16 protein-coding genes are annotated in these 15,037 nt (G+C 64.3%); 1 reads left to right on the top strand and 15 read right to left on the bottom strand.

Features of this window, described 5'->3' with window-relative positions; genetic code table 11:
- Position 1: 1 nt before the first annotated feature.
- From WDZ97_RS03820 to ndk, 15 genes are all read right to left on the bottom strand, one after another.
- Positions 2–1,174: an ATP phosphoribosyltransferase regulatory subunit gene (locus tag WDZ97_RS03820; RefSeq protein WP_425761837.1), complete on the bottom strand. Its 1,173-nt coding sequence runs from the start codon at positions 1,172–1,174 to the stop codon at positions 2–4.
- The gene (locus tag WDZ97_RS03815; RefSeq protein WP_019917986.1) at positions 1,174–1,359 is read right to left on the bottom strand and encodes a DUF2065 domain-containing protein; all 186 of its coding nucleotides are present in this window, start codon (positions 1,357–1,359) and stop codon (positions 1,174–1,176) included. Before WDZ97_RS03815 ends, WDZ97_RS03820 begins: the two co-directional genes overlap by 1 nt.
- Before the next feature lie 107 nt (positions 1,360–1,466).
- Positions 1,467–2,348: a protease modulator HflC gene (gene hflC, locus WDZ97_RS03810; protein ID WP_019917985.1), complete on the bottom strand. Its 882-nt coding sequence runs from the start codon at positions 2,346–2,348 to the stop codon at positions 1,467–1,469.
- The gene (gene hflK / locus WDZ97_RS03805) at positions 2,348–3,559 is read right to left on the bottom strand and encodes an FtsH protease activity modulator HflK (RefSeq protein WP_425761836.1); all 1,212 of its coding nucleotides are present in this window, start codon (positions 3,557–3,559) and stop codon (positions 2,348–2,350) included. Before hflK ends, hflC begins: the two co-directional genes overlap by 1 nt.
- Before the next feature lie 20 nt (positions 3,560–3,579).
- Positions 3,580–4,845 (bottom strand): GTPase HflX, encoded by a 1,266-nt coding sequence (gene hflX, locus WDZ97_RS03800; RefSeq protein ID WP_425761835.1) that lies wholly within the window; start codon positions 4,843–4,845, stop codon positions 3,580–3,582.
- Between the two features lie 36 nt (positions 4,846–4,881).
- Entirely contained in the window at positions 4,882–5,121 is a 240-nt protein-coding gene (hfq, locus tag WDZ97_RS03795) for an RNA chaperone Hfq (protein WP_019917982.1), read from the bottom strand.
- Between the two features lie 100 nt (positions 5,122–5,221).
- On the bottom strand, positions 5,222–6,550 hold the full coding sequence (gene der, locus WDZ97_RS03790; RefSeq protein WP_019917980.1) for a ribosome biogenesis GTPase Der: 1,329 nt from the start codon (positions 6,548–6,550) through the stop codon (positions 5,222–5,224).
- Positions 6,551–6,559: 9 nt separating this feature from the next.
- The gene (bamB, locus tag WDZ97_RS03785; RefSeq protein WP_425761834.1) at positions 6,560–7,702 is read right to left on the bottom strand and encodes an outer membrane protein assembly factor BamB; all 1,143 of its coding nucleotides are present in this window, start codon (positions 7,700–7,702) and stop codon (positions 6,560–6,562) included.
- Positions 7,699–8,373, bottom strand: coding sequence for a YfgM family protein (locus tag WDZ97_RS03780; protein WP_425761833.1), 675 nt, complete (start codon positions 8,371–8,373; stop codon positions 7,699–7,701). Before WDZ97_RS03780 ends, bamB begins: the two co-directional genes overlap by 4 nt.
- A gap of 41 nt (positions 8,374–8,414) precedes the next feature.
- Positions 8,415–9,713 carry a histidine--tRNA ligase gene (hisS, locus tag WDZ97_RS03775; RefSeq protein ID WP_425761832.1) on the bottom strand — a complete coding sequence of 433 codons (1,299 nt, stop codon included), beginning with the start codon at positions 9,711–9,713 and terminating at the stop codon, positions 8,415–8,417.
- A gap of 10 nt (positions 9,714–9,723) precedes the next feature.
- Positions 9,724–10,977: a flavodoxin-dependent (E)-4-hydroxy-3-methylbut-2-enyl-diphosphate synthase gene (gene ispG / locus WDZ97_RS03770; protein ID WP_304003396.1), complete on the bottom strand. Its 1,254-nt coding sequence runs from the start codon at positions 10,975–10,977 to the stop codon at positions 9,724–9,726.
- Positions 10,977–11,807: a helix-turn-helix domain-containing protein gene (locus WDZ97_RS03765; RefSeq protein ID WP_425761831.1), complete on the bottom strand. Its 831-nt coding sequence runs from the start codon at positions 11,805–11,807 to the stop codon at positions 10,977–10,979. The genes ispG and WDZ97_RS03765 overlap by 1 nt, the downstream gene beginning before the upstream one ends.
- Positions 11,808–11,839: 32 nt before the next feature.
- Complete coding sequence (pilW, locus tag WDZ97_RS03760; protein WP_425761830.1) at positions 11,840–12,661, bottom strand: type IV pilus biogenesis/stability protein PilW; 822 nt, start codon at positions 12,659–12,661, stop codon at positions 11,840–11,842.
- A gap of 5 nt (positions 12,662–12,666) precedes the next feature.
- Positions 12,667–13,776 (bottom strand): 23S rRNA (adenine(2503)-C(2))-methyltransferase RlmN, encoded by a 1,110-nt coding sequence (gene rlmN / locus WDZ97_RS03755; RefSeq protein ID WP_304003248.1) that lies wholly within the window; start codon positions 13,774–13,776, stop codon positions 12,667–12,669.
- 12 nt (positions 13,777–13,788) lie between these two features.
- Positions 13,789–14,214: a nucleoside-diphosphate kinase gene (gene ndk / locus WDZ97_RS03750; RefSeq protein ID WP_008058959.1), complete on the bottom strand. Its 426-nt coding sequence runs from the start codon at positions 14,212–14,214 to the stop codon at positions 13,789–13,791.
- Between the two features lie 273 nt (positions 14,215–14,487).
- On the opposite strand from ndk, the gene WDZ97_RS03745 reads away from it, so the two are divergent.
- Positions 14,488–15,033, top strand: a complete 546-nt coding sequence (locus tag WDZ97_RS03745; protein WP_425761829.1) for a GbsR/MarR family transcriptional regulator — start codon at positions 14,488–14,490, stop codon at positions 15,031–15,033.
- Positions 15,034–15,037: the final 4 nt, after the last annotated feature.

Below are 15,037 nucleotides of genomic sequence, written 5' to 3'. Positions count from 1 at the left end.
CTCAAACCTTTCTTTCGAGCGGCTTCACCTGCCACTCACCTTCAACAAATACCAGCTGGCGAGTGCACGCCAGTTCCTGCACATCGTCGTCGTGACCGGGCAGAGCCGCGATCACCGTTTCACCTTGCGCCCGCAGCGCACTCACGCGGGCTTTCAGCGCAGCGTCGGCGACCGCCGGCGCAAGAATGGCTGACTTCGCCTCGGCCGTCGGCGCACGCTGCGCCAACTGACGCAGATCGAGGCTGAACCCGCTTGCCGGCCGCGACCGACCAAAGGCCTTGCCCACTTCATCGTAGCGCCCGCCCAGCGCGATTGCCTGCGCCTGACCGGCGCAATAGACCGCGAAGCTCACTCCGCTGTGATAGTGGTAGCCGCGCAGATCGGCCAGATCCACACCTGCCACGGCCGGATCGATCGCCGCGGCGAGTTGCGCCAATGCGTCCAGCGCCTGGCCGATGTCCGGCCAGTCCGGCAGTTCCGCACGCGCCCTCGCCAGTACATCGATCTTGCCGTACAGCCCCGGCAGCGCCATGAAGGCGTCGCGCACCTGGGGCGGTTCATCGACGAGCAACTGGCGCAGCGCCGGCAGGTCCTTGCACTGCAGCGCGGCAAACAGCTCCTGCTCGCCGTCCTCGCTGCGCAGCGCCGCGGATTGCAGGCGCGAAGCCAGTGCCCGGAACACGCCGACGTGGCCGAGATCGACGCGCGCCGGTTGCACACCCGCCACCTCGAGCGCACGCAGCAGCAGGCCGATCAGCTCGATATCGGCTTCGATACCTGCGTGGCCATACAACTCGGCGCCAAGCTGTATCGGCTCACGCGTTGCGTTGAAGCCGGACGGCAATGCGTGCACGACCGGGCCGCAGTAACACAGACGCACGACACCGTTTCGATTGAGCAGGTGCGAGTCGATGCGCGCCACCTGTGGGGTGATGTCCGCACGCAATCCCATGGTGCGACCCGACAGCTGATCGACCAGCTTGAAGGTGCGTAGATCCATGTCGCGGCCACTGCCGGTCAGCAGTGACTCGATGTACTCGACCAGCGGGGGGGAAACCAGCTCGTATCCGTGCAGCGCGAATTCGTCGAGCAATCCGCGGCGCAGACGCTCGACCTGCCGTGCTTCATCGGGGAGCAGGTCTTCTATGGATTCAGGAAGCAGCCAGCGACGCATCACTTGAACAGCGCGATCAGCGCAATACCGATAATCATTGAAGTCAGGCCGACGAAGCGCAACTGGCCGTCTGCCAGTTCGGTCGCCCGTCGGAAGGTGTCGCGCCACAGACGGGGCGCGACAAAGGGGAGCACACCCTCGATGACGAGCATGAGCCCCACAGCGATCAACAGGATTGATTCCATCAGCAAAAAAGGCACAGCCCGCAATGCGGGCTGTCGCCTTCGGTCCGGTTCCCTTGTGGAACAACCCGTGGACTATACAGCACGCCCACCGGCTTCACCCGCTGTGTTTACTTCCCGGGTGCCTTCGAACCATTCTTCAGATAGCGGAAGAAATCCGAATTCGGCTCGATTACAAGCACGTCGCTCTTGCTGCGGAAACTCTTCTGGTAAGCGTCCATGCTGCGGTAAAAAGCGTAGAACTCGGGATTCGAGCCAAACGCGCTGCCGTAGATCGCGGCCGCCTGGGCGTCGCCCTCACCCTTGATCTTCTGCGCTTCGCGGTAGGCTTCGGCGACGATGATTTCGCGCTGGCGATCGGCATCGGCGCGGATCTTCTCGGCCTCGGCCGAACCCCGCGAACGCAGTTCGTTGGCCACGCGCTTGCGCTCTGCCTCCATCCGGCGGTAGACCGATTCCGACACTTCGCTCGGCAGGTCGACGCGTTTGAGACGCACATCGACGATCTCGACGCCGATCTTCACCGCATCGACGTTGGCCTTGCTGCGCATGTCTTCCATGATCTTGTCGCGCTCGCCGGATACGACCTCGTGCACGGTGCGGCGACCGAATTCCTCCCGCAGGCCGGCATTCACGGTCTGCAGCAGGCGCGTTTCCGCCAGGCGTTCGTTGCCGCCCACCGAAATGTAGTACTGCTTAACATCGGTGATGCGCCACTTCACGAACAGGTCCACCAGCACGTTCTTCTTTTCCGACGTGATGAAGCGCTCGGGGTCGGCACTGTCCAGCGTCAGGATGCGACGGTCGAACACGCGTACGTTCTGCACCAGTGGCCACTTGAAATGCAGGCCCGGCTGTTCGATCACGTTACGGACTTCACCAAGCTGGAAAACGATCGCGTACTGACGCTGATCCACCGTGAACAGCGAGGTCGACGCGAGCACGATGGCGAGGATGATGCTGCCCAGCAGCAGCGGAAGCTTTTCCTTCATCAACGCTCTCCCCGCTCACGCGAACGCAGCGCTTCACGGTTGCGCGCATCATTTGCCGTCTGGTCGCTCATCAGCGGCGGCAGCGTCATCGGCTCTGCCGGACGGGCAACGCCATCGGTCGCCACACCCGACTGCTGCATCAGCTTGTCCAGCGGCAGGTACAGCAGGTTGCCGCTGCCCTTGGCGTCGATCATCAGCTTGCTCGTATTGGTCATGATCTGCTGCATGGTGTCGATGTACATGCGCTGGCGCGTCACTTCGGGTGCCTTCACGTACTCAGACAGCACCTGCTTGAAACGACTGGCGTCACCTTCCGCCGTCGCGATGATGCGCTGCTTGTAACCGTTGGCTTCTTCCATCAGACGCGAAGCGGTACCGCGCGCCTTCGGAATGACGTCGTTCGCGTAGGCCTGACCCTCGTTCTTCTGCCGTTCGAGATCCTGCCCGGCCTTCACCGCGTCGTCGAACGCGGCTTGAACCTGCTCGGGCGGCTGGGCGTTCTGCAGCGTCAACTTGCTGATCTGGATGCCGGTCTGATAGCGATCGAGGATCTGCTGCATGATGCGCTGCGCATCGACGGCGATCTGTTCGCGTCCCTCGTACAGCACGAAGTCCATCTTGCTCTTGCCGACGATCTCGCGCATCGCGGTCTCGGCCGCGTGCACCACGGTGTCTTCCGGCAGGCGGTTCTGGAACAGGTAGGCAACCGGATCCTTCAGGATGTACTGCACCGCGAACTGGATGTTGATGATGTTCTCGTCGTCGGTGAGCATCAGCGCTTCGTTCAGCACCTTGTTGCGCTCGCTGCCGCGGTAGCCGATTTCGACCGTGCGCACGCCAGTCAGATTGACCAGCTCGTGCGAATCGATCGGGAACGGCAGGCGCCACTGCAGGCCCGGCTCGGTCGTTTCGTGCAGCTTGCCGAAGCGCAGCACGACGCCACGCTGGCTGGCATCCACGATGTACAGACCGCTGGCCAGCCAGACGATGAGCACAAGGCCGAGAATGATGCCGATGCCCCCGCCGAACTGGCGTGGGCCGACCGGCGGACGCGCCTCGTTGCCTCCATCGCCCGAGGACTTGCCGCCGAACATGCCGGACAGTCGACGATTGAAGTCACGCCAGAGATCTTCCAGATCGGGCGGTCCCTGGTTGCCGCCCTTGTTGCCGTTGCCGCCCTGATTGCCCCAGCGGGGGTCATTGAGCGACATCAAGATCGCATTGAGCACGTTCAGACTGGATAAGTAAGGATGGATGAGTCGGGTGACGCGTTCGCTCCGTCGGCTGACGAAGCTTCATCACCCGCCGACGGTGAGATGACTGGGAGTGCAGACCTCAACGAGGGTTCCAGATTCAGCCCACGCGGATCGTCATTCGGTGACTTCCGGTTGGCGGCAGCTATTCGTTCGTCAATCAGGCGCTGCGTCACCGCCGCCCTCAGATCGGCGAGTCCGGCGCCCGTACGAGCGCTTACACGCGCCGTTTGAATGGTATCACAGGCCCCGGAATCGGCTCCGGGCGCCAGAGCGGGCACCAGATCCACCTTGTTCAGCACGCGGATCTGCGGCACCGCATCGGCACCGATTTCCGCCAGCACCTTGTCCACCGCTGCGATCTGCGCGTCACGATCAGGGGCCGACGCATCGATCACGTGCAACAGCAGATCGGCGCCCGCGGTCTCTTCGAGCGTTGCATGGAAGGCCGCCACCAGCGTGTGCGGCAGATCGCGGATGAAACCCACCGTATCCGAAAGCACCACCTGGCCGAAGTCGCCGAGGTAGAGCTGGCGCGATGTCGTGTCCAGCGTCGCGAACAACTGGTCCGCAGCATAGGTGCCGGCCTTGGTCAGGGCATTGAACAGCGTGGACTTGCCGGCGTTGGTATAGCCGACCAGGGCGACCACCGGCGTTTCGCGGCGCTCGCGCGATTTGCGCCGCACGCCACGCTGGCGCTCGACACGCTCGAGCTTCTCCTTCAGCGCCTTGACGCGTTGCCCGAGCAGACGGCGGTCGGTTTCGAGCTGGGTTTCGCCCGGGCCGCGCAGACCGATGCCGCCCTTCTGACGTTCCAGGTGAGTCCAGCCGCGCACCAGGCGGGTCGCCAGGTGTTCGAGCTGAGCCAGTTCGACCTGCAGCTTCCCCTCGTGGCTGCGCGCACGCAGCGCGAAGATGTCGAGGATGAGCGCATTGCGATCGACTACACGGCGCGACAGCGCGCGCTCGAGGTTGCGCTGCTGCCCCGGCGACAGTTCATGGTTGAACAGGACGATGTCGGCCTCGTTGGCATTGGCCAGATCGAGGATTTCTGCGACCTTGCCCTTGCCGGCGAAGGTGGCCGGGTCCGGCGACTGCCGGCGCCCACCGACGCGAGCGACCGGCTCGGCACCAGCGCTGCGCACCAGCAGCGTGAATTCGTCGAGACGGTCTTCGTAGTCCCTCGCGCCAAGGTCGAGCTGGACGATGACCGCACGCTCCCCACCTGACGGACGGTCAAACATCCGAGCAGGCTTTCATGGAAGAGGACGGGAACGGAATCAACTGCCCTCGCCCTGGTCGTGCTGGATGTTGACCGGACGGGCCGGCACGACGGTGGAAATCGCGTGCTTGTAAACCATCTGAGTGACCGTGTTCTTCAGCAGTACGACGTACTGATCGAAAGACTCGATCTGGCCCTGCAGCTTGATGCCATTGACCAGGTAAATCGCGACCGGAACGTGCTCACGGCGCAGGGTGTTGAGGAAGGGGTCTTGTAGCATTTGCCCTTTGTTGCTCATGGGAACACCTCTTGTATATTTGAAATTCAACTGTACTGGATTTTTTGATGCACCGCAGCCTTGGACGCGGCGTCAGCCGATTTGATCCCGGAGCGGCCGATCATTTTTCCCGTGCGGCAAAAGGGTTGTGCGCGGTGCGGAACTGGACCCGCAACGGCGTGCCCTGAAGCTTGAAGGTTTCGAGGAAACTGCGTTCGAGGAAACGCCGGTAACTGTCGGCGATGTGCTCAAGCGCACTGCCGTGAATCACGATGACCGGCGGATTCATGCCGCCCTGGTGCGCGTAACGCATTTTCGGGCGGAAAAGACCGTGTTTGGGCGGTGCCTGTTTTTCGACCGCGGCCTGCAGCGCCCGCGTCAGGCGCGGCGTCGGCAGCTTGATCATCGCCGCAGCGTAAGCGGCGTCCACAGCGCCGAAAATGCCGCTGACGCCCTGCCCCTCCAGCGCCGAAATGTAGAGCTGGCGCGCGAAGCCGAGGAAACCCAGCTTGCGCGCGATCTCCCGCTTGAAGATTTCGCGGCGGTAGCTGTCCACCGCGTCCCACTTGTTGACCACCAGCACCAGCGCACGGCCGCTCTCGACGATGAAGCCGCCGATGTGGGCATCCTGATCCGACACTTCCTGGGTCGCGTCGAGCACCAGGACGCAGACGTTTGACTGCTCGATCGCCTGCACCGTCTTGATCACGGAGAACTTCTCGATGGACTCGAACACCCGGCCCTTGCGCCGCAGGCCCGCGGTGTCGATCAGCGTGTACTCCTTCCCGCCACGCTGGAACGGAATGCTGATCGCGTCGCGCGTGGTGCCGGCCTGGTCGAAGGCGATCACACGCTCCTCACCGAGCAGCGCGTTGATCAGCGTCGACTTGCCTACGTTCGGACGACCGGCGACGGCAATCTTGGGGCCGCGGACATCGTCTTCGTCCTGCGGATCCTGCGGGAAAGGCTCGAGGCAGTGATCGACCAGATTGCGCACGCCCTCGCCATGGGCCGACGAAATGACGTGAATGTCGCCCAGGCCCAGTTCATGGAACTCAGCCGCGACGATCTCGCGTCGCATGCCCTCGGCCTTGTTTACGGCCAGCACCAGAGGCTTGCCGACGCGGCGCAGCCGGGCCGCGATCTCGCGGTCGTGCGCGGTCAGCCCGGCACGGCCATCGACGATGAACACCAGCACGTCGGCTTCGGCGATCGCCTGCTCGGCCTGCTGCGCCATCTCGACCATGATGCCGTCGCGCGCGGTCGGCTCGAAGCCGCCGGTATCGACCACCAGAAAGGGGCGGTCGCCCATGCGGCCGTTGCCATAGTGGCGATCACGGGTCAGCCCGGGAAAATCGGCGACCAGCGCATCACGCGTCTTGGTGAGACGGTTGAACAGTGTCGACTTGCCCACATTGGGGCGACCGACCAGTACCAGTACGGGTTTCAAATCAGTTCCTCAGCGTGCCGACAGCGCGCGCACGCTGCCGGCGCGGCTCTGGGCGATGAATGCGCGTCCGTAGGGCTGCATCGCCGCGTTGATGGCACTGCCGTCACCGTTCAGGCGGGCAGCAAAGGCACCGTTCTCGCGCTGCAGCAGGTGCACGATACCTTCGACATCGCTGACCGCAATAAATCCCTCCAGTGCAAGCGGCTTGCCCGGGAAGCGGCCGGCCAGCTTGTCCTGCTTCCACAGGCTGGCGCCGGTGGCGCGATCGAGCGCGTGCACCGCACCCTTGTCGTCGCTGATGTAGAGATTCTGTGTATCGATGTCGATGCCGGCGCTGCTCGAAATGTCGCGCGTCCAGACCGTATTGCCGCTGCTCAGTTCGAAGCAGGCGACGCGTCCCTGGAAAGCGGCAGCGCAGACCTCGCGACCTGCGATCACCGGCGGACTGGTCACGTCGGCGATGCGCTCCAGCTCGGTCGAGCCCTTGGGCAGCGCAACGTTGGATTCCCACACCGCAGAACCGTTGGTGCGATTGATCGCCACCAGCTTGCCGCCGGGAAATCCGGCCAGCACCAGCGACGGCGTCGTGATCAGGCCAGCGTGGGTGCGCAGTGTCAGCGCCGGGTTGGCACGCTGGTAGTTCCACTTGCGGGCACCGTCGGCGGCTGCAAAAGCCTGGATGCGGCTGTCGGCGCTGCGCACGAACACCATGTCGTCCGACACCTCGGGCGCGCTGAGCACTTCCGACGTGACGTTGCCTTGCCACATCGGCTTGCCGTCGGTCGAAAACGCGAGCACTTCGCCCTTCTCGGTACCGACCACCAGCATGCGCTCATTGGCACCCACACCACCCGACAGGTTCTTTCCCGCATCGATCTTCCAGATCTGACGGCCGTCGTCGATGCGTGCGATCGAACCTTCACGCGAGGCGACATAGACCGTACCGCCGATCACCGCCGGTTCGAACACGAAATTTTCCGACTTGCCGGCGCCGAAACGCCAAACCTCGGCCAGCTGCGCCGTCGGCTGGATCACGCCCAGCGGCGGAACCTTGGGTTTGGACGGGCCGCTGAACGGATTCAGGCTGTCCAGCGACAGCGACGAACACCCGGTCAGCGCCGCGACGAGCAGCAGGGCCGAAGCACGTTTCACTGCTTGCCCCCCACGGCGTCCAGCTTGATTTCGATCACGCTGCGATAGCCTTGCTGAGCCAGCGACGCCGCCTCGCCTTCGGCCTTGATCACGTCGTCCAGCTTGGTCAGCGCCGACTGATAGGCGGCACGCGCCTCGTCGCGCTGGTCGCGCATCAGGTGCAGATCACCACGTGCTTCGAGGAAGCGCGCTTCCAGCGACGCCTCGGCCTTGCCGTCGAGCAGCTTCGCGGCGTCGTCGAACGCCTGCTCCTCGATCATGACGTAGGCCAGACGCAGGCGGGCCAGATCGCGCAGAACGTCCTCCGGTGCCTTGTCCTTCACCCATTCGAGCTGCGCGCGGGCCGTCTTGGTGTCGCTGTTCTCGACATGCACCTTGGCCGACAGCAGTGCGCCCAGCGCCGCATACGGGCTGCTGGCGTAGTGTTCGGTCAGTTCTCCCGCCGCTTCGCGCGTCTTCTTCAGGTCACCGGCCAGGGCCGCCTCCTGCAGCGTGTCGAACACGGCGCTCGCCTTGACCGACTGGTCGCGGTTGTACCAGCCCCACGCCTGCTGGCCGATGATGGCGGCCGAAATGGCGATCACCACCCAGGTGATCGCGTTGCCCCACTGGTTCCACCACGCCTTGATGGCGGAGAGCTGTTCCTGTTCTTCCAGATCGAGTGCTGCCATGGTGTCGGCTCCTGCCCGGTAATCCGGTTATTGAAAGTTCGTTATTGGAAAATGTCGTCGCGGTCGCTGACGAAGTCGTCCAGCAGCATGGCGGCCAGATGCTCGCCAACGTCGTCGAGACTGACGCGCATCTGCTCGCCACCGCGCAGCGGCTTGAAGGTCACTTCGCCGGCCGCGACCTCGTCCTCGCCGAGGATGAGCGCCACCATGGCACCGGACGCATCGGCGCGCTTCATCTGCGACTTGAAGCTGCCGCCGCCGCAGTGCATCAGCGTCGCGAAACCGCCGTCGCGCAGACGCTCGGCGAGCGTGAAGGCGGCCGCCTGGGTGCCGGCGCCGGAATGCACGATGTACACCTCGACCCGGTCGACCAGCGCGTCGGCCTGCTTCGCGTCCCACAGCGCCATCAGGCGCTCGATGCCCATGGCGAAACCGGCGGCCGGCGCCGGCTTGCCACCTAGCTGGGCGATCAGTCCGTCGTAACGACCACCTGCACACACCGTGCCCTGGGCGCCGAGCTGATCGGTCACCCACTCGAATACGGTGAGGTTGTAGTAATCCAGCCCGCGCACCAGGCGCGGGTTGATGCGGAACGGGATGTTGGCGGCGCGCAGCGTGTCCTGGATCGCGGTGAAGTGCGCCAGCGATTCCTCGCCGAGATAATCGGACAGCTTGGGCGCCGCTTCGACCAGCGCCTGCATGGCCGGGTTCTTGGTGTCCAGGATGCGCAGCGGATTGCTGTGCAGCCGGCGCTTCGCGTCTTCGTCGAGCTGGTACTGGTGCGCCTCGAAATAGGCGATCAGTTCGGCGCGGTGCTTCAGGCGTTCCTCCGGCGAACCGAGCGAGTTGATCTCGAGCTTGATGCCCATCAGGTCCAGGTCGTCCCACAGGCGCTGGCACATGATGATCAGTTCGGCATCGATGTCCGGCCCGGCATAGCCCAGCGCTTCCACGCCGACCTGATGGAACTGCCGGTAACGTCCTTTCTGCGGACGCTCGTGGCGGAACATCGGGCCCATGTACCAGAGCTTGCGCGGGCAGTCGTACAGCAGGTTGTGCTCGGTCACCGCGCGCACGCAGGAGGCGGTGCCCTCAGGGCGCAACGTCAGGTTCTCGCCATTGAGCGCGTCCTCGAAGGAATACATTTCCTTCTCGACGATGTCGGTCACTTCACCGATGGCGCGCTTGAACAGCGGCGTATGTTCCAGCAGCGGCATGCGGATCGGCCGGTAGCCGTAGCCACGCAGCCAGTCGCGCACGATGGTTTCGAATGCTTCCCAGCGTTCCGCCTCGTCCGGCAGGATGTCGTTCATGCCGCGAACGGCTTGCAGTTTGCTCATTGCTCTTCGTTCAGGCGCCGGTACTGCCGGCGATCTTCTTGGTGTAGGTGCGGGCCACGTAGGCATCGACGATGCCGCGGAACTCCGCCGCGATATTGTCGCCCTTCAGCGTGACCGTCTTCTCGCCGTCCTCGAACACCGGCGCGACCGGCGTTTCACCGGTGCCGGGCAGCGAAATGCCAATGTTGGCGTGCTTGCTCTCGCCCGGGCCGTTAACGACACAGCCCATCACGGCAAGCGTCATGCGCTCGACGCCGTCGTACTGCGTTTTCCACTCCGGCATCTTGTCGCGCACATAGGTCTGGATGTCGGCGGCGAGTTCCTGGAAGAAGGTCGAGGTCGTGCGACCGCAGCCGGGACAGGCCGCGACCATGGGCGTGAAGGCACGCAGCCCCATGGTCTGCAGCATTTCCTGGGCGACGATCACTTCCTTCGTGCGGTCGCCGTTAGGCTCCGGCGTCAGCGACACCCGTATGGTGTCGCCGATACCCTGCTGCAGCAGCACCGACATCGCGGCGGTCGATGCGACGATGCCCTTGGAACCCATTCCGGCTTCCGTCAGGCCCAGATGAAGCGGATAGTCGCAGCGCTTCGCCAACTCGGAATAGATGGCGATCAGGTCCTGCACACCGCTCACCTTGCAGGACAGGATGATCTTCTCCGGCGACAGTCCCCACTCGACCGCCTGCGCCGCACTTTCGAGCGCCGAGGTGACCATGGCTTCGCGCATCACTTCGACCGCATCCTTGGGCTGCGGGCGACGCGCGTTCTCGTCCATCACGCGGGCGAGCAGCGCCTGGTCCAGGCTGCCCCAGTTCACGCCGATGCGCACCGGCTTGTCGTAGCGGCAGGCGATGTCGATCAGTGCGGCGTACTGCTCGTCGCGCTTGCTGCCCTTGCCGACATTGCCGGGGTTGATGCGCAGCTTGTCGAGCACCTCAGCGCAGGCCGGGTGTTCGCGCAGCAGCTTGTGACCGTTGAAATGAAAGTCGCCGACCAGCGGTACGTCGACGTTCATCTTCAGCAACTGCTCGCGCACCTTGGGCACGGCGGCGGCAGCCTCCATCGTGTTCACGGTGATGCGCACGATTTCCGAGCCGGCGCGCGCCAGTTGAGCGACCTGGATCGCGGTCGAGATGTGATCCTCGGTATCGGTGTTGGTCATCGACTGCACCACCACCGGTGCAGCCGATCCGACGACGACACCGCCGACGCGCACGGTGCGCGTGGCGCGACGGGAAATGGCAGAGGACAGTTCACTCATCATTCGAGCCTCAGACGGGCAACATCGACCTTGGTCGCCGGGGCCAGATCATGCGGCGTGCCGTCGATGCTCAGGCGGACCGATTTCGCATTGCCGATCACCAGCGACACCGGGAACACTGCACCAACGGTGCGCGAGCTGCCGGCGCGATTGAGTTCGGACAGGATGATGCGATCCTGCGCGTCACGGATTTCGACCCAGGAATCGGCTGCGAAGGTGAATGCAAGCTGCCGCTGCCCCGCCACGGGCGGCGCACTGACGGTTTCGGCCGCCGTCGGCGGCGAAGCCTCGGGCAACGCGGCAGCGAGCGTCGCTTCGGTCGCGACGGCATCGGCTGCCTGCGCGTCGGCACTCGGGGTCGCCGGCTCGGTCTCGGGCTCGGCCACCGCGTCTGGCGGCGGCATCACCGCCTCCTGCTCCACCTGCACCTGCTCACCGGGCGGCGCAGTCCAGAACTCGGACCACAGATAGAGCGCGATGGCGACGACGACCGGCACGCTGAGTGCAAACAGGGGCAGTAACCACTTGCGGCGCGGGGACTGCACCGGCATCGCGACGCCGACGTCGGCCTGCTCGACCAGCTGCGGCGTCGCCCGCACCTGCTGTTGATCGAGCTGCGCCAGCAACGCCTTCGGATCGAGACCGATCAGGGCGGCGTAGTTGCGGATGAAGCCACGGGCGTAGGTCGGATTCATCAGTTCTGCGTAGGCGTCGGCCTCGATGGCCTCGACCTGGCGCGCAGCCAGCTTGATCGCGGCACCGACCCCTTCGACCGTCATGCCGCGCGCTTCGCGCGCTCGGCGCAGTTGCGCACCGACCGATTGCTGCAAAGATGACTCCTGCACTGCGTTATCGACCGTCATCAGTCGTAGTTCCCCTGCATCAGCGCCTGGTGCTGCGGCGTACCGGCAAAACGGCGGCGCAACTGACCGGCAAAACCCGATTCCGACGCCTTGTCACCGAGCTTGCGTTCGATACGCACGGCCAGCCAGAGACTTTCCGCCACCGGGTCGGTCTTGGCATGGAAGTCGCTCAGATACTTGCGCGCCTCGTAGAAGTTCGCCCGGCGATAGAACAGAGCCGCGAGGTTGTAGAGAGCCTGCAGGTTGTCCGGATCGGCGTTGATCGCACGCAGGAAATTCACCTCGGCCCCGGCCATATCGCCCGCCTCCATCGCACACAGGCCGGCATTCGTGTAGGGGCGGGTCGGGTGCGCGTAAAGCGGGTTCTTGATCGCCGTATTGAACAGTTCCATCGCACGTGCGTGCTCACCGCTCTGGCACAGGAACCAGCCGAAATTGTTGTTGATGTCCGGGTCGCTCGGCGACAGGCGCAATGCCTTCTCGAAATTCTCCCGTGCCTGCGGACGTTCCTGCAGGTACATGTGGGCAAGACCCATCAGGTTGTAGGCGGGGCCGTATGACGAGTCGTCGCGCAGGGCCTGGCGGCCTTCGTCCAGCGCCACCGCGACGTTGCCCGCCTCCAGATAGGCCAGACCGAGCTCGGTGTGCGATTTGGCGCGGGTGCGGGCGGCGCCGGTAACGATGTTCTCGACCGGCCGGTAGTCGGACGCCGGCGTAGACGGGGCGTTCGATGCGGCGGTGCCCGGCCGGGTGGCCTGGCCACCAGCGCAGCCGGCCAACAGCCATACCGCGGACAGCGCGGCGGCCGCGCCTGCAATCATTCTTTTCACCGTGCGGGAACCTCCTGAATCGGGATGGTCTTGCGGGTGCGCCGGGTGCGGTCGAGCACCTGGCCGGCGAGCTGGCCGCACGCGGCATCGACGTCGTCGCCGCGCGTCTTGCGCGTCGTGGTGACGATGCCTTCGGCCATCAGGATTTCGGAGAAGCGGCGGATGCGCTCCTTCGACGAACGCCCGAAAGGCGCCTGCGGGAAAGGGTTGAACGGAATCAGGTTGTACTTGCACGGCACCTGGCGGGCAATATCGACCAGTTGTCGCGCGTGCTCGTCGCTGTCGTTCACGCCGTCGAGCATGACGTACTCGAAGGTGATGAAGTCGCGCGGCGCGCGATCGAGATAGCGCACGCAGGCTGCCAGCAGCTCGCGCAGCGGGTACTTCTTGTTGATCGGCACCAGCTCGTCGCGCAGCGCGTCGTTCGGGGCGTGCAGCGACACCGCCAGCGCGACCGGGCAGGCCTCGCGCAGGCGATCCATCGCCGGCACGATGCCCGAGGTCGAGACTGTCACGCGACGGCGTGACAGGCCGTAGGCGTTATCGTCCAGCATCAGCTTGAGTGCCGCCACCGTGGCGTCGAAATTGGCCAGCGGCTCGCCCATGCCCATCATGACGACGTTGGAAATCACGCGTTCGCCGTCGTTCTCGCCGCCGCGCACCGCGCCGAGCGCACGGTTGGCAAGCCAGAGCTGACCGATGATCTCCGATACTTCGAGATTGCGATTGAAACCCTGCTTGCCGGTCGAGCAGAAGGCGCAGTCCAGCGCACAACCCGCCTGCGTCGAAATGCACAGCGTGCCGCGACGCTCTTCCGGAATGAACACGGTCTCCACCGCATTGCCGGCACCGACGTCGATCAGCCACTTGCGCGTGCCGTCGGTACTGGTGCTGTCACGCACCGGCACCGGGGCCTCGACGCAGGCGATGTCCGCCAGCTTGGCACGCAAGGACTTGGCGACGTCGCTCATCGCGTCGAAGTCGCCTTCGCCATTGCGGTGTATCCACCGCATCACCTGCCGCGCGCGGAAGGGCTTCTCGCCCAGACTCGTGAAGAAGTCGGCGAAGCCCTCGGCGTCGAATTGCAGCAGGTTGGTGCGGGTCACGCGGGTACTCTCTCAGCGCGAATAGACGTTCAGCGCCGGGAAGAAATAGGCGATCTCGACGGCGGCGGTTTCCGGGGCATCCGAACCGTGAACGGCGTTGGCGTCGATCGAGTCGGCGAAATCGGCGCGGATGGTGCCCGGCGCAGCCTTCTTCGGATCGGTAGCGCCCATCAGGTCGCGGTTCTTCAGGATGGCGCCCTCGCCTTCCAGCACCTGGATCATGACCGGGCCGGAAATCATGAAATCGACCAGATCCTTGAAGAAGGGACGCTCGCGGTGCACGGCGTAAAAGCCTTCGGCTTCGGCGCGCGACAGCTGGGTCATGCGGGAAGCGACGATCTTCAGGCCGGCGTCTTCGAAACGCTGGTAGATCTTGCCGATCACGTTCTTGGCGACGGCGTCGGGCTTGATGATCGAAAGGGTACGTTCTGCGGCCATGGGTATCTCCGGTAAAGGCGGCTAGGGAAACGGAAGGACAACCCGAGATTGTACCAATACCGACGCGCCCCGTCTGCCTGCGTGCTGCACCGCAACGCCGGCAGGCAGGCGGGCGAAGCCCGACACCGCCCCGATCATGGCGGAGCGCCAGACGCCCAGCCCCACAGACAGCCAGCGATTGCGACCAGATCTTTCCGAAATTTCAGTATTTTCTGAAATTTGATTTATATTAACAGGCATTCAGATAGCACTTGAAAAGTCCGAAGACCACACATGACACCTCTGGTACACAGCTTCGTCGCGCACTTCGGCGAGATGGGCAGCCGCTGGGGCATCAACCGCACGGTCGGCCAGATTTACGCACTCATCTTCGTGTCGCCCAGACCGCTCTGCGCCGACGAGATCGCTGAAACACTGTCCTATTCCCGATCTAACGTCAGCATGGGACTGAAGGAGCTTCAGTCATGGCGACTGGTGAAGCTCCGGCACGCGGCGGGGGATCGCCGTGAGTACTTCGAGGCGCCGAGCGACGCCTGGGAAATCTTTCGCACGCTGGCGGAAGAGCGCCGCCGGCGCGAGATGGAGCCGACCCTGTCGATGCTGCGCAGCGCATTGCTCGAAACACCGAGCTGCGACGAGGACAAGGTCGCCCAGGAGCGCATGAAGGGCATGCACGACCTGATCGAACTGATGAGCAACTGGTTCGACGATGTACAGAGACTCGACGCACAGACATTGGCCAAGCTGATGCGAATGGGCGCAAGAGTCCAGAAACTGCTGGAACTGACCGGCCAGCTCAAATCCGGCAGCAAGGAGTGAGACA

The sequence above is a fragment of the Methyloversatilis sp. MC4-4 genome (assembly GCF_049843555.1).
Lineage (GTDB): Bacteria > Pseudomonadota > Gammaproteobacteria > Burkholderiales > Rhodocyclaceae > Methyloversatilis > Methyloversatilis discipulorum_B.
Note: the sequence above shows the minus strand (reverse complement) of the source record. Positions and strands in the feature narration are given on the sequence as shown.